15 protein-coding genes and 1 pseudogene are annotated in these 21271 nt (G+C 72.9%); 13 read left to right on the top strand and 3 right to left on the bottom strand.

Annotation, left to right across the window (positions count from 1 at the left end; all coding sequences use genetic code 11):
* The first annotated feature begins 13 nt into the window (after positions 1-13).
* The 10 genes from QC282_RS24490 to QC282_RS24535 all read left to right on the top strand — a co-directional run bounded on the left by QC282_RS24490 (position 14) and on the right by QC282_RS24535 (position 10781).
* Entirely contained in the window at positions 14-994 is a 981-nt protein-coding gene (locus QC282_RS24490; RefSeq protein ID WP_279551729.1) for an MCE family protein, read from the top strand.
* Entirely contained in the window at positions 991-2115 is a 1125-nt protein-coding gene (locus QC282_RS24495; protein ID WP_279551711.1) for an MCE family protein, read from the top strand. Before QC282_RS24490 ends, QC282_RS24495 begins: the two co-directional genes overlap by 4 nt.
* The gene (locus tag QC282_RS24500) at positions 2112-3404 is read left to right on the top strand and encodes an MCE family protein (protein WP_279551712.1); all 1293 of its coding nucleotides are present in this window, start codon (positions 2112-2114) and stop codon (positions 3402-3404) included. Before QC282_RS24495 ends, QC282_RS24500 begins: the two co-directional genes overlap by 4 nt.
* A complete protein-coding gene (locus QC282_RS24505; protein ID WP_279551713.1) occupies positions 3401-4672 on the top strand; it encodes an MlaD family protein in 1272 nt (423 codons plus the stop codon). The genes QC282_RS24500 and QC282_RS24505 overlap by 4 nt, the downstream gene beginning before the upstream one ends.
* Complete coding sequence (locus tag QC282_RS24510) at positions 4669-5160, top strand: hypothetical protein (RefSeq protein WP_279551714.1); 492 nt, start codon at positions 4669-4671, stop codon at positions 5158-5160. Before QC282_RS24505 ends, QC282_RS24510 begins: the two co-directional genes overlap by 4 nt.
* 22 nt (positions 5161-5182) lie before the next feature.
* The gene (locus tag QC282_RS24515; protein ID WP_279551715.1) at positions 5183-6013 is read left to right on the top strand and encodes a hypothetical protein; all 831 of its coding nucleotides are present in this window, start codon (positions 5183-5185) and stop codon (positions 6011-6013) included.
* A 162-nt stretch (positions 6014-6175) separates the two neighbouring features.
* Positions 6176-7033, top strand: a complete 858-nt coding sequence (locus QC282_RS24520; RefSeq protein ID WP_279551716.1) for a TIM barrel protein — start codon at positions 6176-6178, stop codon at positions 7031-7033.
* Between the two features lie 34 nt (positions 7034-7067).
* A complete protein-coding gene (locus QC282_RS24525; RefSeq protein WP_279551717.1) occupies positions 7068-7958 on the top strand; it encodes a 2-hydroxy-3-oxopropionate reductase in 891 nt (296 codons plus the stop codon).
* Positions 7959-8178: 220 nt separating this feature from the next.
* Positions 8179-9636 carry a catalase gene (locus tag QC282_RS24530; protein WP_279551718.1) on the top strand — a complete coding sequence of 486 codons (1458 nt, stop codon included), beginning with the start codon at positions 8179-8181 and terminating at the stop codon, positions 9634-9636.
* Positions 9637-10142: 506 nt separating this feature from the next.
* On the top strand, positions 10143-10781 hold the full coding sequence (locus QC282_RS24535) for a TIGR04222 domain-containing membrane protein (RefSeq protein ID WP_279551719.1): 639 nt from the start codon (positions 10143-10145) through the stop codon (positions 10779-10781).
* Positions 10782-10868: 87 nt separating this feature from the next.
* Here QC282_RS24535 and gcl read toward each other — a convergent pair whose 3' ends face one another.
* From gcl to QC282_RS24550, 3 genes are all read right to left on the bottom strand, one after another.
* Positions 10869-12653, bottom strand: a complete 1785-nt coding sequence (gene gcl / locus QC282_RS24540; protein ID WP_279551720.1) for a glyoxylate carboligase — start codon at positions 12651-12653, stop codon at positions 10869-10871.
* A 220-nt stretch (positions 12654-12873) separates the two neighbouring features.
* On the bottom strand, positions 12874-14484 hold the full coding sequence (locus QC282_RS24545; RefSeq protein WP_279551721.1) for an AMP-binding protein: 1611 nt from the start codon (positions 14482-14484) through the stop codon (positions 12874-12876).
* A complete protein-coding gene (locus QC282_RS24550) occupies positions 14481-16151 on the bottom strand; it encodes an AMP-binding protein (RefSeq protein WP_279551722.1) in 1671 nt (556 codons plus the stop codon). Before QC282_RS24550 ends, QC282_RS24545 begins: the two co-directional genes overlap by 4 nt.
* Before the next feature lie 242 nt (positions 16152-16393).
* Between QC282_RS24550 and QC282_RS24555 the strand changes: the two genes are divergently transcribed.
* From QC282_RS24555 to QC282_RS24565, 3 genes and pseudogenes are all read left to right on the top strand, one after another.
* Positions 16394-17227, top strand: a complete 834-nt coding sequence (locus QC282_RS24555; protein ID WP_279551730.1) for a helix-turn-helix transcriptional regulator — start codon at positions 16394-16396, stop codon at positions 17225-17227.
* Between the two features lie 131 nt (positions 17228-17358).
* Positions 17359-20177 (top strand): annotated as a pseudogene (locus QC282_RS24560) (AAA family ATPase).
* Positions 20178-20416: 239 nt separating this feature from the next.
* On the top strand, positions 20417-21208 hold the full coding sequence (locus QC282_RS24565) for a serine protease (protein WP_279551723.1): 792 nt from the start codon (positions 20417-20419) through the stop codon (positions 21206-21208).
* Positions 21209-21271: the final 63 nt, after the last annotated feature.

Below are 21271 nucleotides of genomic sequence, written 5' to 3' on the forward strand. Positions count from 1 at the left end.
GCGCCGGCCGCGGCTGAAGCCGTTCCGCGAGCGCAACCCGGTGATCGTCGGTGCCGCCGGGCTGACCGCGCTGGCGCTGCTGACCGTGGCCGCCTTCAACGCCGACAGCCTGCCGGTGATCGGCGGCGGCGACACGTACAGCGCGGCCTTCTCGGAGGCCGGCGGGCTCAAGCCGGGCGACGAGGTGCGCATCGCCGGGGTCAAGGTCGGCAAGGTGGAGACCGTCGACCTGGACGGCGACCACGTCAAGGTGACCTTCAAGCTCAAGGACGACCCGGACTTCGGCACCGAGACGGGCGCCTCGATCCGGGTGAAGACCATCCTCGGCGCCAAGTACCTGGCGCTGCACCCGAAGGGGCCTGGGCAGCTGCGGCCGGGCAGCGAGATCCCGCTGCGGCGGACGGTCCCGGCGTACGACGTGGTGCAGGCGTTCAGCGATCTGACGACCACCTCGGAGAAGGTCGACACCGAGCAGCTGGCGAAGGCCCTGGACACCATCTCCACCACGTTCCGGGACTCGCCCGCCGAGGTGCGCGCCTCCATCAAGGGCCTGTCGAAGATCTCCCGGACGGTGGCCTCGCGGGACAAGGCGCTCGGTGAGCTCCTGGACCGCGCGAACAGCGTGACGGGGGTGCTGGCGGAGCGGTCCGGGGACTTCAGTGCCCTGGTGAAGGACGGCGACAAGCTGTTCAAGGAGATCGCCAGGCGCCGCGCGGCGATCCACAAGCTCCTGACGTCGTCCGCCCTGCTCGGCGTGGAGCTGTCCGGCCTTGTGGAGGACAACCGCAAGGAGATCGGCCCCGCCCTGAAGAACCTCAACACCTTCGTGACGATGCTCGAACGCAACCAGGCGAGCCTGGACCGCAGCGTGAAACTGCTCGCGCCCTACGTCCGCGTCTTCACCAACACCCTCGGCAACGGCCGCTGGTTCGACAGCTACATCCAGAACATGGTCGCGGCGCCCGTGGTGCCGCGTACGGGAGGCGCCCAGTGAACTCCCCCGTGAGGCGGCGCGTGGCCCTGGTCACCGCCCTCGCCCTCGTCGCCGCGTGCGTGTACGCGCTGTGGCCGCGCACCGAACCGGTGCGGGTCACCGCGTACTTCCCGCGCACCGTCGGCATCTACCCCGGCTCGGACGTCCGGGTCCTCGGCGTCCGTATCGGCGAGGTCAAGGAGATCAAGCCGGAGGGCGGCCGGGTCCGCGTGGTGCTGGAGTACGACGAGGGCCGCAAGGTCCCGGCGGACGCGAAGGCCGCCATCATCAACTCCTCGGTGGTCAGCGACCGTTACGTGCAGCTGCTGCCGGTGTACCGGTCGGGTCCGACGATGCGCAGCGGCGACGTGATCCCCGAGACGCGTACGGCCGTTCCCGTCGAGCTGGACCGGATCTTCGACAGCCTGCACACCACGGCCGAGGCGCTCGGCCCGGACGGCGCCAACAAGGACGGCGCGCTGTCGCGGCTGCTCGGGGTGAGCGCGGACAACCTCGACGGCCAGGGCAAGAACCTGCACCGGACCGTGAAGGACCTGTCGGAGGCGGTCACCACCCTGTCCGACGGCCGGGGCGACCTGTTCGGCACCGTGCGCAACCTCCAGGTGTTCACGGCCGCGCTGGCGGCCGACGACAAGGAGGTCCGGTCGTTCAACACCAGCCTGGCCAAGGTCGCCGAGCAGCTCGCCGGGGAGCGCAAGGACCTCGCGGCGGCGCTGAAGAACCTCGGCGCGGCCCTCGGTGACGTGGCCGAGTTCGTGAAGGACAACAAGAAGTCGCTCGCCTCGAACGTGCGCGGCCTGAGCAAGGTCACCAAGGTGCTGGTGACCCAGCGGGAGGCGCTGGCGGAGCTGCTGGAGGTGGCGCCGACCGGCCTGTCCAACCTGCAGAACGCCTACAACCCGTCCTCCGGCACCCTCGACACCCGCAACAACCCCGACGGGCCGCAGGACCCGGCCGCGCTGCTGTGCTCGCTGCTGAAGACGACCGGCGACGCGGGCGGCGAGAACCCGGACTGCCGGGACCTGGAGAAACTCTTCGACTCGCTGCCCGAGCCCGGGACGGCACCGGTGTCCGGCACGGTCGACCGGACGCTCGGCGGGATTCTGGGGGCGGGCGCATGAGCGTGCTGCGCAAGGGCGGGACGGCGGCGTGGACGGCGGTGGGCGCGCTGCTGCTGTCCGGCTGCGAGTTCAACGGCTGGTACGACATCCCGTTGCCCGGCGGTGCCGCCGCCGACGGGCACGCCTACCGCGTCACCGTCGACTTCCGGGACGTCCTCGACCTGGTGCCGCAGTCGTCCGTGAAGGTCAACAACGTCACGGTCGGCGCGGTCGAGAAGGTGGAGCTGAACGGCTGGCACGCCCGCGTGCGGCTGCGGGTCGCGGACTCGGTGAAGCTGCCCGGCAACGCGGTGGCCGAGCTGCGGCAGACCAGCATGCTCGGCGAGAAGTACGTGGCGCTGTCCGCGCCGCCGGGCACCGAGCCCGTCGGACGGCTGGGCGACGGCGACCGCATCCCGCTGTCCCGCAGCGGCCGCAACCCGGAGATCGAGGAAGTGCTGTCCGCGCTGTCGGCGCTGCTGAACGGCGGCGGTGTGGCCCAGCTGAAGACGATCACCGTGGAGCTGAACAAGGCTCTCGCGGGCCGCGAGAACCGGGTCAAGTCCCTGCTGAAGGAGCTCAACACGTTCCTCGGCGGGCTGGACGAGCAGCGCGACGAGATCGTCCGCGCCCTGGAGGGCGTGGACCGGCTGGCCAAGCGGCTCGGCAAGGAGCGCAAGACCATCGCCACGGCCGTCGACACGATGCCGCCGGCCCTGAAGGTCCTCGCCGACCAGCGCCGCGACCTGACGAGGATGCTCACCGCGCTGTCGAAGCTCGGCAAGACCGGCACGCGCGTGATCAACGCCTCCCGGGCCGACACGGTCGCGAACCTCAAGCTGCTCCGCCCGATCCTCCAGCAGCTCAACAAGGCGGGCGACGACCTGCCGAACTCGCTGGAGCTGCTGACGACGTACCCGTTCCCCCGGAACGCGACGGAGGCCGTCAAGGGCGACTACGTCAACCTGAAGATCACCGCCGACCTCGATCTGTCCAGTCTGTACGGCAACCTCACCGACGAGCCCGGCGAGAAGGATCACGGCCCGGACGTGCCCGGCGCGCCGGACCTGCCCGACCTCCCGGACGTGCCCCTGCCGTCGGCGCCCGCACTGCCCGACGCGCCGGACGCCCCGGACGTGCCGGACCTGCCCACCGAGCCGTCGTCGCCCCCGGGCGGCGGGGACGGCGGCGGGGACGTGCTGTGCCCGCCGGTGTGCACCGCGGCGTACGGCGACGGGGACACCCGCCGCCTGCCGCCGGGGATCGACCTCGCGCTCGCCGAGCTGATGCTGAAGGGGATGCAGCCGTGATCACACGGACGGTCAAGGCCCAACTGGCCGCCTTCGCCACGATCACCGCGGTCGGGGTGACCTACGTGGGCGCCGAGTACACCGGCCTGGTGGACGGCATCCTGGACCGCGGTTACACCGTGGGGGCCGAGTTCGCCGACTCCGGCGGTGTCTTCTCCGGCGCCGAGGTGACGTACCGGGGCGTGCCGGTGGGGCGCGTGGGGCCGTTGCGGCTGAGCGGGTCCGGGGTGTCGGTGGCGCTGGAGATCGAGGACGGGGCGCCGCGCATCCCGGCGGACACGCTGGCCGTGGTCGCCCACCGTTCGGCGGTCGGCGAGCAGTACGTCGACCTCCAGCCGCGCGGCACGAGCGGCCCGTACCTGCTGGACGGCAGCACGATCCCGCGCGACCGCACACGGGTGCCGCTGCCCACCACGGACCTGGTGCTGAGCCTGGACCGGCTGGTGAACTCCGTCGGCAAGGACGATCTGCGCACCACCGTGGACGAGCTGGGCCAGGCGTTCGCCGGCACGGGACCGCACCTCGGGCGGCTCGTGGACTCGGGCAACGCGCTGGTGGAGTCGGCGTCCGACGCGCTGCCGGAGACGGTCGCGCTGATCGAGGACTCGCGGACGGTGCTGAAGACGCAGGCCGACCAGGGGTCCTCCATCAAGGCGTTCTCCCGTGACCTGGCGACGCTCACCGCCCAGCTGAAGGCGAGCGACAAGGACCTGCGGCGGCTCATCCGCAACGGGACACCGGCCGCCGTGCAGGTGAACTCGCTGCTGAAGTCCACCGAGTCGAGCGTGCCGGTGCTGCTGGCGAACCTCATCAGCGGCGGCCGGGTGACCCGGGCCCGGCTGCCGGGCGTGGAGCAGGCCCTGGTGACGTTCCCCGTGGTCGTCGCGGGCAGCTACACCGTCATCCCCGGCGACGGCACGACCCACTTCGGTCTGGTCCTCAACGCCGACGACCCGCCGCCGTGCAAGCAGGGTTACGGCACCTCGCGGCGCGACCCCGCGGACACCAGCAGGCGTCCCGCGAACACCGACGCCCGCTGCACGGCGCCGCGCGGCAGCGACACCTCGGTGCGCGGCGCGCAGAACGCGCCCGGCGCGTCCGGCCCCCGTGGTGCGGACCCGGCGGCGCACGTCACCCCGTACGACCCGGAGACCGGTGTCGCGGCCGGCCCGGACGGCGGCCTCGTCGAGATCGGCTCGACCGGCGGTGAACAGAGCATGTTCGGAAAGGAGTCCTGGCAATGGCTGCTCGTCGGCCCCATGGCATGAGCGAGAGGTTCCGGCGCCGCGCGCTGTCCGCCGGACTCGTCGCCGCGACCGTCCTGACCACGGCCGTGGCGCTGTGGCTGGGTCTGCGCCTGTACGACCAGCGCGCGGACGAGCAGCGCCGCCAGGACATCCTGGCCGCCGCCCGCCAGTCCGCGCTGAACTTCACCTCGCTCGACTACCGGCACTACGACCGGGACAGCGCCAACGTCCTCAAGGGCGCCACCGGTGACTTCAAGAAGGAGTTCGCCGCGCAGACGGCGGAGCTGACCCGGCTGGTCGCCCGGAACAAGTCGGTGTCCGAGGGCCAGGTCCTGGACGCGGGCATCGTCCGCTCCGACGACCGCTCGGCCCGCGTCCTGGTGGTCGCCGACAGCAAGGTGACCAACACCGCCGTGCCCAGGGGCGAGGCGCGCACCTACCGGCTGCAGCTCGACCTGGTGCACCGGGGCGGCCGCTGGCTGACCTCCGACGTCGAGTTCGTCGGCTGACCCGCACGTGAGGAGTACGACCATGGCCAACCCGACCTCCCGAGTCCGCGGCGCCGGCGGCCCGGCCCGCCGGGCCCTGTCCGCCCCCGCCCGCCGCACCCTGACCGCCGCCGCCCGGGCCGCCGCCAAGCGCGCCGGGCGCTCGGACGTCCCGCAGCGGCGCGAGAGCGTGGCCGCCCCGCAGGAGGAGCGGCTCTCCGGGCGGACCGTGGTGATCGACGTCCCGGACGGCTGGGACGACCCGCCCGAGCCGGCCCTGGAATCCCCGGAACCCGACGAGTCCGACGGGGCCGCGGAGCCGGCAAAGTCCGACGGGTCCGGCGGGCGGCCGCCCGGCCCGGTCGCGTGGCTGCGCGGCAGGCTCCCCGCCGTCGTGCTGTCGCTCGTGCTCGTCCTGGCCCTGGCGGCGGTCGCGGTGCTCGGGCGGCAGTACGGGCAGGGGCGGCGCGCGGAGGCGGCGCGGGGCGAGGCGCTGGCGGCCGCGCGGAAGGCGGCGCCGGTGGTGCTGTCGTACGACTACCGGCGTCTGGACCGGGACTTCGCCCGGGCCCGCGGGCATCTGACCGGGAAGTTCCGCGACGAGTACGGCAAGACGACCAAGTCGGTGGTCGCGCCGACCGCCGAGAAGTACCGGGGCGTGGTGAAGGCGACGGTCGTGGCACCGCCGGGCGGCGGCTCCCCCGCGGCGTCCGTCGTGTCGGCCTCGCCGGACCGGGTCGTGGTGCTCCTGTTCGTCAACCAGGTCACCAAGAGCACCCAGGTCTCCGGGTCCCGCCTGGACCTGAACCGGGTGCGGATGACCATGTCCCGCACGTCGGAGGGCTGGAAGGTGAGCGCCGTCGACGCCCTGTGACCTCCCCCGCACCGACACGCCCCCGCGCCCCCGCGCGGGGACGTTTTTTTGCGGCCGGTCTTGACAGCCGTTCCCCTCCACAGGCAATCTTCCATTAAGCAGAAACGAACTTCCGCAATACGAAATACGCTGCGGCGTCACCAGAAGGGAGCGCGGCACCTCATGTCAGGCTTTGAGTGGGACACGGCCGCAGACCAGCGCTTCACCGTCAACCTGTCGATCCTCTTCACGGAACTCCCGCTGCTGGAGCGCCCGGCGGCAGCCGCCGAGGCCGGCTTCACCGCGGTCGAGCTGTGGTGGCCCTGGGTCGACTCCCCCACCCCCGAGCGGTCCGAGCTCGACGCGCTGAGGAAGGCGGTCGAGGACGCCGGCGTCCGCCTCACGGGGCTGAACTTCTACGCCGGCCGACTGCCCGGCCCGGACCGGGGCGCCCTGTCGGTCCCCGGCGAGGAGTCGGAGCGGGTCCGTGCCAACGTCGACGTGGCCGCCGAGTTCGCGCGGTCGCTGGGCTGCGGCGCGCTCAACGCGCTGTACGGCAACCGCGTCGAGGGCGTGGACCCGGCCGAGCAGGACGCGCTCGCGCTTCAGAACCTGGTGCTCGCGGCGCGGGCCGCCGACCGGATCGGCGCGATCCTGCTGATCGAGGCGCTGAACGAGCCGGAGTCGCCGCGCTACCCGCTGGTGTCGGCACCGGCCGCCGTCGCCGTGGCCGACCGGGTCAACGAGGCCACGGGCCTGGGCAACGCCAGGTTCCTGATGGACCTGTACCACCTGTCGATGAACGGCGAGGACCTGCCGCGGGTGATCGAGCGGTACGCGGCGCGGACCGGTCACGTCCAGATCGCCGACAACCCCGGCCGCGGCGCCCCGGGCACGGGTTCGCTGCCGCTGGCGGACCTCCTCGGCCGCCTGCGCAAGGCCGGTTACGACGGCCCGGTCGGCCTGGAGTACAAGCCGGGCGACCGCCCGAGCGCGGAGGCCTTCGACTGGCTGCCCCGCGCGGCACGCGCCGCCCGCTGAATCCCCAAGCACGCTGTGTGAGAGAGGCACCCCCATGAGTACGCTCCCCAAGATCGCCTGGATCGGCCTCGGCATCATGGGCTCCCCCATGTCCGAGAACCTGATCAAGGCCGGCTACGACGTCACCGGCTACACCCTGGAGAAGGAGAAGCTGGACCGGCTGGCCGCCGCCGGCGGCAGCGCCGCCGCCTCCATCGCCGACGCCGTGCGGGACGCCGACGTGATCATCACGATGGTGCCCGCCTCCCCGCAGGTCGAGGCCATCGCGTACGGCCCCGACGGCATCCTGGAGAACGCGAGGTCCGGCGCGCTGCTGATCGACATGTCCTCGATCACGCCGCAGACCTCGGTCGACCTGGCGAAGAACGCCCGGGAGAAGGGCATCCGCGTCCTGGACGCCCCGGTCTCCGGCGGTGAGGCCGGCGCGATCGAGGCCGTGCTGTCCATCATGGTCGGCGGCGAGCAGGCCGACTTCGCCGAGGCGGAGCCGATCTTCGAGGCGCTCGGGAAGACCATCGTGCTGTGCGGTCCGCACGGCTCGGGCCAGACCGTGAAGGCCGCCAACCAGCTGATCGTCGCCGTGAACATCCAGGCGTGCGCCGAGGCCGTGGTCTTCCTGGAGAAGTCCGGCGTGGACCTGGCCGCCGCCCTGGACGTGCTGAACGGCGGTCTCGCCGGCTCCACCGTGCTGACGCGGAAGAAGGACAACTTCCTCGACCGCGACTTCAAGCCGGGCTTCCGCATCGACCTGCACCACAAGGACATGGGCATCGTCACGGACGCCGCCCGCAACGTCGGCGCGGCGCTGCCCGTCGGCGCCGTGGTCGCCCAGCTGGTCGCGTCGCTGCGCGCCCAGGGCGACGGCGGCCTGGACCACTCGGCCCTGCTGCGGGCCGTGGAGCGCCTGTCCGGCGCCCAGGTCTGACCCTCCCCAAGACTCCGGGCGGCGTCGCTGCTGACACCTGTCCCGTCGCGCCCAAGTGGCGGCGCCGCCCGGAACCGGGGCCGACCCATGCCCACTGATTCAACAAACTGTTGACGCCTCGAACGTCCCGAACCTAGGCTCCGCAAAGAACTTCGGCTCCACAAAGCGGAAACAGGTTTCCGCTCGTTTTCGCTGCTGCTCCCCGTACGGAAGGTCCACGATGTCGAAGCGCGTGCTCACCACCGAGTCCGGCGCCCCCGTCGCCGACAACCAGAACTCCGCCTCCGCCGGCATCGGCGGCCCGCTGCTGCTCCAGGACCAGCACCTCCTGGAGAAGCTGGCCCGCTTCAACCGCGAGCGCATCCCGGAGCGCGTGGTGCACGCCCGCGGCTCCGGCGCCTACGGCCACTTCGAGGTGACCGACGACGTCACCGACGTCACGTACGCCGACTTCCTCGGCGAGGTCGGGCGCCGCACCGAGGTGTTCGTGCGCTTCTCGACCGTGGCCGACTCGCTCGGCGGCGCGGACGCGGTGCGCGACCCGCGCGGCTTCGCGGTCAAGTTCTACACGCGGGAGGGCAATTACGACCTCGTGGGGAACAACACCCCGGTGTTCTTCATCAAGGACCCGATCAAGTTCCCGGACTTCATCCACTCGCAGAAGCGCGACCCCTTCACCGGCCGGCAGGAGCCGGACAACGTCTGGGACTTCTGGGCGCACTCCCCCGAGGCCACCCACCAGGTGACGTGGCTGATGGGCGACCGCGGCATCCCGGCGTCGTACCGGCACATGAACGGCTACGGCTCGCACACCTACCAGTGGACGAACGCCGAGGGCGAGGCGTTCTTCGTCAAGTACCACTTCAAGACGAACCAGGGCATCCGCTGCCTGTCCAGCGAGCAGGCCGCCGAGACGGCGGGCAAGGACCCGAACTCGCACCAGACGGACCTGCTCCAGGCCATCGAGCGCGGCGTGCACCCGTCCTGGACGCTGTACGTGCAGATCATGCCGGCGGCCGAGGCGGCCGACTACCGCTTCAACCCGTTCGACCTGACGAAGGTGTGGCCGCACGCGGACTACCCGCTGCGCCGGGTGGGCCGGCTGGTGCTGGACCGCAACCCCGACAACGTGTTCGCCGAGGTCGAGCAGGCCGCGTTCTCCCCGAACAACTTCGTGCCGGGCATCGGCCCGTCGCCCGACAAGATGCTCCAGGGCCGCCTGTTCGCCTACGCGGACGCGCACCGCTACCGGCTCGGCGTCAACCACACCCAGCTCGCCGTCAACGCCCCGCGCGCGACGACCGCCGAGAACTACGGCCGGGACGGCCTCATGGCCGTCAACCCCCAGGGCCGGTACGCCAAGAACTACGAGCCGAACTCCTACGACGGCCCCGCCGAGACCGGCCGCCCGCTGTCGGCCCCGCTGGCCGTGTCCGGTCACACGGGCACCCACCAGGCGCCGCAGCACACCAAGGACGACGACTTCTTCCAGGCCGGTGAGCTCTACCGGCTGATGTCCGGGGAGGAGAAGAAGCGTCTGGTCGCGAACATCGCCGGCGGCCTGTCCCAGGTCTCCCGCGACGACGTGATCGAGAAGAACCTGGCCCACTTCCACGCCGCCGACCCGGAGTACGGCACGCGCGTGGCGGAGGCGGTCCGCGCCCTGCGCGAGGACTGACCCACAGGCTGCGTCCGGTGTCCGACGGGGAGGTCGGAACCGGACGCGCGGACCCGCCGTGCCGGCGACCCGGATGAGGGGTGGTCGACCGGCACGGCGGGCAGGACGCGGACCGCGGCGGTGTGCGAGCCAGTGCGGTGGTGAAGGTCCCGGTGCCTCCTTCTTCGACCTGAGGGAAGGAGCCCCCGGTCCCGTCGCACCCGCCGCGGTCCCGATCCCCCATGACCCGTCCGGCGGCGCGAATGTCCCGTCGCGCCCGGTCTCGCACCGTCGGACGGCACAACTGCCCTGCGACTCCAGTACCTTCACCGGCCCCGAAGCGCCGGATGCGGACGGTCCCGCATCCGCCGCTTCTCGGCGTGCGCGCGCCTACACACCCGGGCGTAGGCGGCGTACGGCACCCTCAAATCAAGCTCTGAACCCGGCCCCGGCAGGCTTGGGCCGGGGGTGCGGGCGGGCACATACCGTCGCACAGGGGCCCGCCGGCACGGGGGCGGCGGGCCCCTGTGCGACGGGGGTGCGCGATGGACGACGTCACGGTGGACCGGCTTCGGCCGCACGAGATCGCCCTGCTGCGGGGCGGCGCGCGTGCCGCCGTCACGGTGGCCCTGGTGGGCCTGCACCTGCGGGGCGCCCTGGAGGCCGGCCTGCCGGGCACGGTGCGGGCGTCCGGGTCGGCGGCCGTGGCCGTGCCGGACCCGCTGGAGCGCGCGGTGCTCGGCTGCCTCCGGGAGCCCCTGTCACCAAGGGAGTTGGTCCGGCATCCGGACGTCCGGGTGGCGACCGCGGAGCTCCTCCTCGGACCGGCCGGCGCCGGCCTGCTGGGCCCCCGGCTGCTCCGCCCGACGCGGGAGGCCCGCCGCCGGGTGCGGGAGCTGCGGGAGCGGCACCCGGTCCCGCGGACCCGGCACGGGCTGCCGGACGACGCCGGGCTGCTCGCCGTCGCCCTGCACGGGGAGACGGCCCTGGTCGCGCTGGTGCCGCGCTTCGCGCTGCGGGCCGGGCTGACCCGCCGGGCGCGGGTGGCGGACCGGGGAATGCTGCGGCACACGCCGCGCAACGCCGACCGGTGGGACCGCACGCCGCTCCGGGGCGGCTTCGACGGGGGCGGCGACGGCGGTGGAGGGGGCGGCGGTGGGGACTGAGCCGCGCACCGCACACCGGCGCACGCGAAAGGGCGGCCCGCCCCCTTCCGGGACGGGCCGCCCTTCGGCGTCGTGCGCCGCGGCAGGTCAGACCTTCAGCGTCCGCACCGAGGTCGGGGCGTGACCCGGCTCGGTGGCGAGCTCCTCGAACTCGACGACGTTGCTGATGTCGTTGGTGGTCGACATCGAGATGTTGGTGACGCGCTCCAGGATCGCCTCCACGACGACCGGGACGCGGTACTCGGCGGCGAGCTTCTTGGCCTGCTCGAAGGCGGCGCCGAGTTCGGCGGGGTCGGTCACGCGAATCGCCTTGCAGCCGAGGCCCTCGGCGACCTTGACGTGGTCGACGCCGTACACGCCGAGTTCGGGCGTGTTGATGTTCTCGAACTCCAGGTTGACCTGGAAGTCGATCTCGAAGGCCCGCTGTGCCTGGCGGATCAGCCCGAGGTAGGCGTTGTTGACCAGGACGTGCACGTACGGGATGCGGTGCTGGGCGCCGACCGCGAGTTCCTCGATCATGAACTGGAAGTCGTAGTCGCCGGACAGGGCGACGACGGACGCCTCCGGGTCGGCCTTGGCGACGCCGAGCGCGGCCGGCACGGTCCAGCCGAGCGGGCCGGCCTGGCCGCAGTTGATCCAGTGGCGCGGGCGGTAGACGTGCAGCATCTGGGCGCCGGCGATCTGCGAGAGGCCGATGGTGGAGACGTACCGGGTGTCCGGGCCGAAGGCCTTGTTCATCTCCTCGTAGACGCGCTGCGGCTTGATCGGCACGTCGTCGAAGTGCGTACGGCGCTGGAGCGTGGCCTTTTTCTCCTGCGCGGCGGCGGCCCAGCCGGAGCGGTCGGGCAGCCGGCCCGCGGCCTTCAGCTCCCGCGCGACCTGGACGAACAGCTCCAGGGCGGCCTTGGCGTCGGAGGCGATGCCGTAGTCGGGGGCGAAGATCTTGCCGATCTGGGTGGGTTCGACGTCGACGTGCACGAACTTCCGGCCGGCGGTGTAGACGTCGAGCCTGCCGGTGTGGCGGTTGGCCCAGCGGTTGCCGATGCCGAGGACGAAGTCGGACTCCAGGAAGGTCGCGTTGCCGTAGCGGTGCGAGGTCTGCAGGCCGACCATGCCGGCGTTCAGCTCGTGGTCGTCGGGCAGGACGCCCCAGCCCATCAGGGTCGGCACGACCGGAGTGCCCGTCAGTTCGGCGAATTCCACGAGCAGTTCGGCGGCGTCGGCGTTGATGATGCCGCCGCCCGCGACGATCAGCGGGCGCTCGGAGGCGTTGAGCATCCCGATCGCCTTCTCGACCTGGGCGCGGGTCGCGGCCGGCTTGTAGACCGGGAGCGGCTCGTAGGTCTCGGGGTCGAACTCGATCTCGGTGAGCTGCACGTCGATCGGCAGGTCGATGAGGACCGGGCCCGGGCGGCCGGAGCGCATCAGGTGGAAGGCCTGCTGGAAGACGCCGGGGACCTGCGCGGCCTCCAGGACGGTGACGGCCATCTTGGTCACCGGCTTGGCGATGGAGGCGATGTCGACGGCCTGGAAGTCCTCCTTGTGGATCACGGCGGTCGGTGCCTGGCCCGTGATGCACAGGATCGGGATGGAGTCGCCGGTCGCGGAGTACAGACCGGTGATCATGTCGGTGCCGGCCGGGCCTGAGGTGCCGATGCAGACGCCGATGTTGCCGGGGTGGGTGCGGGTGTAGCCCTCGGCCATGTGGGAGGCGCCCTCGACGTGCCGGGCGAGGGTGTGGTGGACGCCTCCGGAGGCCTTGAGCGCCGCGTAGAAGGGGTTGATCGCCGCGCCCGGGACACCGAACGCGTCGGTGATGCCCTCGCGCTTGAGGATCTCAACTGCCGCGCGGGCAGCGGTCATACGAGCCATCGAGTACTCCTGCTTCGGCTGTCGGATTCGCACTCCCGTCGCGCCCCGCGGTGAGTACTTCCGTGTCGTCTTCCGCCTGACTTCCACATAGCGGAAATAAGTTTCTACTATCTGGAAGCAATGTAAGTGGGCATGCGAAAGCCCGTCAAGAGACGGGCTTTCGGGTTCCGGGCCGGGAAGCAGGATTCAGGTGGGGGCGCGGGGGTCCGCGCACCGGGAGTCAGTTCGCGAACCGCTGCCGCAGTTCCACCTTGCGGACCTTTCCGGACACGGTCATCGGGAACGCGTCGAGGAGCTGCAGCCGGCTGGGGATCTTGTAGTGGGCGAGCTGCCCCTGGCAGAAGGCCCGCAGGTCGTCCAGGGTGGGCGGATCGGCCGGGTCGCGCGGGATGACGCAGGCCAGCACCTCCTCGCCGTACCGCTCGTGCGGCACGCCGACCACCTGGACGTCCTGGATCCCCGGGTGGCCGTAGAGGAACTCCTCGATCTCGCGCGGGTAGATGTTCTCCCCGCCCCGGATGATCATGTCCTTGATGCGGCCGACGATCTCGACGTAGCCGTCCTCGCGCATCACCGCCAGGTCCCCGGTGTGCATCCACCGGCCGGGGTCGATGGCCTCGGCGGTCCGCTCGGGCTCGTTCCAGTAGCCGAGCATCACGCTGTAGCCGCGGGTGCACAGCTCCCCGGCGGTGCCGCGCGGCTGCGTCACGCCGGAGACCGGGTCGACGACCTTCACCTCGATGTGCGGCAGGACCCGCCCGACCGTGCCGGTGCGGTGCTCCAGGTCGTCGTCCATGCGCGTCTGGAGCGACACCGGCGAGGTCTCGGTCATGCCGTAGCAGATGGAGACCTGCTCCATGTGCATCTCGGCGACGACCCGTTTCATCACCTCCACCGGGCAGGGCGAGCCCGCCATGATGCCGGTGCGCAGGGAGGTGAGGTCATGGCTCGCGAAGTCGGGGAGGTTGAGCTCCGCGATGAACATGGTCGGGACGCCGTAGAGCGAGGTGCAGCGCTCCCGCTGCACGGCCTCCAGCGTGGCCCTCGGCTCGAAGGACGGCGCCGGGATGACGATGCAGGCGCCGTGCGAGGTGGCCGCCAGGTTGCCCATCACCATGCCGAAGCAGTGGTAGAAGGGCACGGGCACGCAGACCCGGTCCTGTTCCGTGTAGCCGATCGTGCGGCCCACCCAGTAGCCGTTGTTGAGGATGTTGTGGTGGGAGAGCGTGGCGCCCTTCGGGAAGCCGGTGGTGCCCGAGGTGTACTGGATGTTGACCGGGTCGTCGCAGCTCAGTTCCGCCTCGGCGGCTGCCGGCCGGTCCGCGGGGACCCGGGCGGCGCCCGCCGTCAGCTCGTCCCAGGTCGGGTCGCCGATGTAGACCACCGAGCGCAGGTCCGGGCAGGCGCCGCGCACCTGGTCCACCAGGGCCCGGTAGTCGCTGGTCTTGTGGGTCTGCGACGCGATCAGCACCGAGATCCCCGACTGCTTGAGCACGTACTCCAGCTCGTGCGCGCGGTACGCCGGGTTGATGTTCACCATGATCGCGCCGATGCGGGCGGTGGCGTACTGCACGAACACCCACTCCGGGCAGTTGACCGCCCAGATGCCCACCCGGTCGCCCCTGGCCACGCCCGTGGCGAGCAGGCCGCGCGCCACCTCGTCCACGGCCGCGCCGAACTCGGCGTACGTCCAGCGCCGCCCGGACGGCACGTCCACCAGGGCCTCGCGGCCGGGGAACGCGGCGACGGCCCGGGCCAGGTTGGCGCCGATCGTGTCGCCGAGCAGCGGCACCCCGCTGGTGCCGTGGGTGTAGGACAGGTCGGCCGTCACCGGAAGTCCTCCTCGCGGTACTCGTTCGCCGAGCCGGCGGCCGTGGCCTCGCGCAGCTCGATCCGGCGGATCTTCCCGGACACCGTCTTGGGCAGGTCGCCGAACTCCAGGCGCCGGACGCGCTTGTAGGGGGCGAGGACCTCGCGGGAGTGCTCGAACAGCACCTTCGCGGTGTCCGGGCCGGGCTCCCAGCCCTCCGCCAGCACGACGTAGGCCTTGGGGACGGCGAGGCGCAGCTCGTCCGGGGCGGGCACGACCGCGGCCTCGGCGACCGCCTCGTGCTCCAGCAGGGCGCTCTCCAGCTCGAACGGGGAGATCTTGTAGTCGGACGCCTTGAACACGTCGTCGGCGCGGCCGACGTAGGTGAGGTAGCCGTCCTCGTCGCGCGAGCCGATGTCGCCGGTGCGGTAGTAGCCGCCCGCCATGGCCTCGGCGGTGCGCTCCGGGTCGCCGTGGTAGCCGGCCATCAGACCGACCGGGCGCTCGGAGAGGTCCAGGGCGATCTCGCCCTCGCTGACGCCGGGCGCGCCGGTGACCGGGTCGAGGAGTTCGACGCGGTAGCCGGGGCTGGGGCGGCCCATCGAGCCGGTCTTGAGGACCTGGCCGGGGCTGTTGGCCACCTGCACGGCCGTCTCGGTCTGGCCGAAGCCGTCCCGGATGGTGACGCCCCAGGCGCGCCGGACCTGCTCGATGACCTCCGGGTTGAGGGGTTCGCCGGCGGCGACGGCCTCGCGGGGCCGGCTGCGCAGCTGGGTGAGGTCGGCCTGGATGAGCATGCGCCACACCGTCGGAGGGGCGCAGAACGTGGTGACGCCGGCGCGGTCCATCTCGGACATCAGCCGGGCGGCGTCGAACCGCGTGTAGTTGTGGATGAAGACGGTCGCCTCCGCGTTCCACGGCGCGAACAGGTTCGACCAGGCGTGCTTGGCCCAGCCCGGCGAGGAGATGTTCAGGTGCACGTCGCCGGGCTTGAGGCCGATCCAGTACATGGTGGCCAGGTGCCCGATCGGGTACGAGGTGTGGGTGTGCTCGACCAGCTTGGGGCGGGCGGTGGTGCCCGAGGTGAAGTACAGCATCAGCGGGTCGTCGGCCAGGGTCGGGCCGTCCGGCGTGAAGCCGCCGGGCGCGTCGTGGGCGTCCTCGTACGCGTGCCAGCCCTCGACGCGGGCGCCGACCGCGACGCGCGTGTAGTCGCCGGGCACCTCGTCGAACTTGGCGGTGTCCGAGTCCCGCGCGAGAACGTGGGCGACCCGGCCGCGGTCCACGCGGTCGCGCAGGTCGGCGGGGCCGAGCAGCGGCGTCGCGGGGATCACGACGGCGCGCAGCTTCATCGCGGCCAGCGCCGTCTCCCACAGTTCGGCCTGGTTGCCGAGCATCACCAGCACGCGGTCCTCGGCGCGCACGCCGCGCTCGCGCAGCCAGTTGGCGACGCGGTCGGAGCGGTCGGACAGCTCGGCGAAGGACAGCCGGGTCTCGGTGCCGTCCTCCTCCACGATGTGCAGGGCGGTCCGGTCGTTGCCGGCGGCGATGACGTCGAACCAGTCCAGTGCCCAGTTGAAGCGTTCGGGCCGGGGCCAGGTGAAGCCGTCGTGGGCCGCGGCCCAGTCCTCGCGGTGCTCCAGCAGGAAGTCCCGTGCCCTGCGGAACGCATCCGTCGCCGTCGTCATGTGTCATCCTCTCTTGCCGGATCTGGCTCTCTTGCCGGATCTGGCCGGATCGGCACCCCGCGCGCCCTGCGGCTCCTCACGCGCTCGGTGCCGGACCTTGCCGGGCGGCTCTCTGCCATCGTGTAATCCGTGATGCAGGTCTCACTACCCCCGAACGGGGGTGTCCGGACGCCGACCCGCCGGCGAGGGGTCCGGGCGCCCACCGCCGGCACAGGAAGGGCGAGGACGTGGCAGCGGACCCCATGGCGGTGGCGGCGGTGGAGATCCGCGGCGCGCTGACGCGGCTGCGGCACACGACCGGGCTGCCGGTCGCGTTCGGCGGCCTGGTGGAGACCGGGCGCCGGCAGGTGCGGATCAGCGAGCTGAGCGGCACGGCCACGCCGGCGCTGCGCGCGCTCGCGGTGACCTCCGGCAACGGCCTGGGCGGCAAGGCGGTGGCCCTGTCCCGGCCGTGCGCGGTGACGGACTACTCGGTGTCCCGGCAGATCAGCCACGAGTACGACGCGGCGGTCGCCGCGGAGGGCCTGCGGTCGGTGCTCGCGGTGCCCGTGGTGGTACGGCGCCGGGTGCGCGGCGTGCTCTACGGGGCGCTGCGCACCGCCCAGCCGCTGGGCGACCGGACGCTGGGCGCGGCCATGGCGGCGGCGCGGGACGTGGAGCAGGCGCTGGTGGTGCGGGACGAGGCGACGTCGCTGCTGGCGGCGGCCCACGCCGGCCCGGAGCCGGAGCGGACGGCCGACGGCGCGGCGTGGGAGCGGGTGCGCGAGGCCCACGCGGCGTTGCGGGCGCTGGCGCCGCGGATCGCCGATCCGGCGCTGCGCGAGGAACTGCTCGGCGCGTGCGGGCTGCTCGCGGCGGACCCCGCGGGACCCGGGCGGCGGGTCGCGCTCGCCCCGCGCGAGGTGGACGTGCTGGCGTGTGTCGCCTCCGGTGTCACCAACGCGGTGGCCGCCGAGCGGCTGGGCCTGGGCGTCGAGACGGTCAAGGGCTACCTGCGGTCGGCGATGCGCAAGCTGGGCACGCGCACGCGGGGCGAGGCCGTCGTGGCCGCGCGCCGGGCGGGCTGGCTGCCCTAGTGCTATTCATTCGGTCACGTCCTGAATTTCCCGTACCTGGCCCGCTGTTATTTCCCTCACGACGTCGTGCGTCCGAAAGGGAAAGAGCTGTTGCCTAATATTGGCCAGGACACGCCACAGGGAGGGGAGCGGTGACCGTGCGACGGGACTTCGAGGAGCCTGCCAGAAGCCGCTCCGAGCAGGTCATCGGCCAGGAGGAACTCTTCGCTGCGGCCCGTGAGCAGCTCGGCCGGGGCGGCAGCGTGCTGCTGCACGGTCCGGCCGGAATTGGAAAGTCGACCGCGCTGCGGACGCTGGCCGCGGAATATGGCCGCACCGCGCGCACCGTGTTGCGCTGCTCGGCGACCGAGTCCGAATCACATCTCCCCTTCCTGGCGCTCGCCGACCTCTTCGGGCTGGTCCTCGACCGGGTCGCGGGCAGCCTGCCCGCCGCCCAGCGCACCGCCCTGGAGTCGGCCCTGACGGGCCGGGGCGAGTCCACCCTCCAGCGGGACGGCCTCGCGCTGCGCCTGGCGGTGTTGTCCGCGCTGCGCGCGCTGGCCGCCGACGGGCCCGTCCTCGTCGTCGCCGACGACCTCCAGTGGCTGGACCCGGCCAGCGCCGAACTCCTCGGCTTCGCCGCCCGCCGCCTCGGCGACACCCCCGTACAGCTGCTGTACGCGGTGCGCACCGAGGGCGAGGAGTTCGACCGTCACCTGCGGGCCACCCCGCCGGACACCCTCGCGCTGCGGCTCGCCCCGCTGTCCCGGGGCCAGGTCTCCGCGCTGCTCGACCACCGCGGCTACCGCGGCCTGCCCCGCTCCACGGTGCGGGACATCCACCGCACCAGCGGCGGCAACCCGCTGTTCGCGCTCGAACTGGGCCGGGCCCTGGCCGAGAACCCCACTCCGCCCCGTCCGGGCGAGCCGCTCCCGGTGCCGACGTCGCTGCGCGCCCTGGTGCTCAGCCGCCTGGAGATGCTGTCCGCCGAGGCCCGCCGCACCCTGCTGGTGGCCAGCGCGGGCGCCCGGCCCACGCTGGCCCTGCTGCACGCGGCCGGCCGGGCGGGCGCCGAGGCGGAGACCGCGCAGGCCGCCGAGCTGGGCCTGCTCGCCACCGAGCAGGAGGGCCCCGCCGTACGGTTCGCGCATCCGCTGATCTCCGCCGCGCTGTACGCGGAGGCGCCCGCGCAGGAGCGGCGGGCCGTGCACGCCGCGCTGTCCACGGCCGCCTCCGACCCGATCGAACGGGCCCGGCACCTGGCGCTCGCGACCACCGGCACCGACCCGGACGTGGCCGCCCGGCTCGCCGAGGCCGCCGCGCTGGCCCGGGACCGCGGGGCCCCGTCGGTGGCCGCCTCGCTGGGGCTGCTCGCGGCCCGGCACACCCCCGCCGACAGCGCGCCCGGCCCCGACGCGCGGCGGCGGCAGGCCGCGGAGGACCCCATCACCGCCGGCGAGGGCGACCCCGCCCCCCCGCCCGGCACATCGCCCGCGACGTGCTGACCCGGGCCGCGGTGCCCGCCGACCGGGTGCGGGCCTGGATGGTGGTGGTCGAGGCCGCCGGGCAGGCCCTCGGGGACGTCGACGCCGTGTTCCCGCAGGCGCTCGCCGACGCCGGAGACGACCCTCGGCTGCTCGCCCAGGTGCACTACCAGCTGGCCTGGCGCGGCCTGGTCGTGGAGGGCGACTTCGAGGAGGGCCGCCGGGAGGCCGCGCACGCCGCGGAGCTCGCCGCGCGGGCCGGCGACCGGCGCACCGAGCTGATGGCGCTGTCCTTCCAGGCGCAGACCGAGACCCTGATGGGCCATCCGGAGGCGCCCGCCACCATCAAGCGCGCGCTGACGGAACCGCAGGACCCGCAGGTCGCCTGCCACCACAACGGCGCCGGCTCGGCCCGCTTCCGCTGGCTCATCATGAGCGACCAGCTGGCCGAGGCCCGCACCACCGTCACCGCCCTGCTGCGCGAGGCGCGACGGCGCGGCATGGTCGAGAGCGAGGTGCACTACGTGCGCATGCTCGCCGAGACCGAACTGCGCGCCGGGCACTGCGGCCGGGCCCTGGACCTGGCCCGGGAGAGCCTGCGGCTGGCCCGGGACTGCGGGATCGGCGAGGTGCCCTCCGCGCTGCTCACCTCGCTCGCCGAGGCCTCCGGCGGTGACGTGGACAGCGCCCTCGCGCTGGCCCGCGAGGCGGTCGAGCAGGCCGAGGAGGACGGCGACCAGATGTACGTCTCGCGTGCCCTGGCCGCCCTCGGGTACGCGCAGTTCGTGGCCGGGGACGCGGCGGGCACGGTCCGTTCGCTGCGCCGGGTGCGGGAGTTGGAGACCGGGCTCGGCATCACCGACCCGGCGCGCGGCCGCTGGCACGGGGACCTCGCCGAGGCGCTGGTGCGCGTCGGCGAACTCGACGAGGCGCAGGAACTCGTCGACGTGACCCGCGAGCAGGCGCTGCGGCTGGCCCGGGACAGCGTGGTGGCCGTGCTGGACCGCGCCGAGGCCCTGATCCGGGCGGCGCGCGGCCAACACGACGCGGCCGTCGCCCAGTTGACCGCGGCGCAGGACCGGCTCGCCGAGCTGGGCTCCGGCCTGGAGGAGGCGCGGGCCGCGTTCGCGCTGGCCGCGCTGCGCGCCCCCGCGCCCGGGCCGGCGTCGTACGACGAGGCGGCGCGGCTGATGCGGCGCTGCCGTGCGCTGCCGTGGCTGAAGCAGGTCGACGCCGCGGCGGCGGCGAGCCCCGCCGCGCCGCCCGCCGCGCCCGCGGCCACCACCGACGGCCTGGAGGGCCTCGCCTCGATGGAGCGTCAGGTCGCCTCCCTGGTCATGGAGGGCGCGACCAACCGGGAGATCGCCGCGCGCCTGTTCATCAGCGTCAAGACCGTCGAGGCCACCCTGACCCGGGTCTACCGCAAGCTGGGGATCCGGTCACGGGTGGACATCGTCCGGCTGGCGGCGGGCCGCCGCCCCGGCTGAGGTGCCGCGCGGGGCGGTGGTTTGCCGCTCCGCCGAGGATGCCACGCGCCCGCCCGCGAGGCGACCGAGGGTTTTCCCTGCCCCAACTCCCCTAGGGGGTTCCCTCATTGGGGCGCCGACGGGCCTGCTTCTAGCGTGAAGCCGTGCCGCTCGCCCGGGCACACGGGGGTCGGTCCCGAGACTCCCGTGCAACCCCCCACACCCGTGCGACCCCCCACCGGCAGACACTGAGGAGACTCATGTTCGGGTTCCACCGCGCAAGACAGGCCGCCGTCGCCGTCGCGGCCACCGCCGCTGCCGCCGCCACCGCGCTGGTCGCCGCTCCCGGCGCCACCGCCGCACCCCAGCCCATCGTCGGCGGTACGACGACCACCACCGCCTCGTACCCGTTCATGATGCAGATCACGGACTCCTCGCAGAACCAGTTCTGCGGCGGCACGCTGGTCTCCCCCACCAAGGTCGTCACGGCCGCGCACTGCATGGTCGGCGAGACCACCAGCAGCGTCCGCGTGGTCGGCGGCCGCACCTACCGCAACGGCACCGACGGGACGGTCGCCCGGGTCAGCAGGATCTGGGTGCACCCGAGCTACACGGACGCCACCAACGGCGAGGACGTCGCCGTCCTGACGCTGTCGACGTCGATGCCGTACACCCCGGCGAAGTACGTCTCCGCCACCCAGACCTCGGTGTACGCGGCCGGCACCACGGCCCGCGTCGTCGGCTGGGGCACCACGTCGGCGGGCGGCAGCTCCTCCAACCAGCTGCGCACCGCGACCGTGCCGATCGTGTCGGACACCAGCTGCCGCAGCTCCTACGGCACCGACTACGTCGCGAGCGAGATGGTGTGCGCCGGGTACAGCTCCGGCGGCGTGGACACCTGCCAGGGCGACAGCGGCGGCCCCCTGCTCGTCGGCGGGGTCCTGGCGGGGATCACGTCCTGGGGCGAGGGCTGCGCCCGCGCCGGCTACCCGGGCGTCTACACCCGGCTGACGACCTTCTCGAACCTGGTGACGCAGCAGGTCAACTCGTGACGCGTCACACGGACTCCTGAGTAACCCCTCAGGTATGTACCAGGGGGCGTTGGGGGGGGGCTC

The sequence above is a fragment of the Streptomyces sp. DH24 genome (assembly GCF_029813775.1).
Taxonomy (GTDB): domain Bacteria; phylum Actinomycetota; class Actinomycetes; order Streptomycetales; family Streptomycetaceae; genus Streptomyces.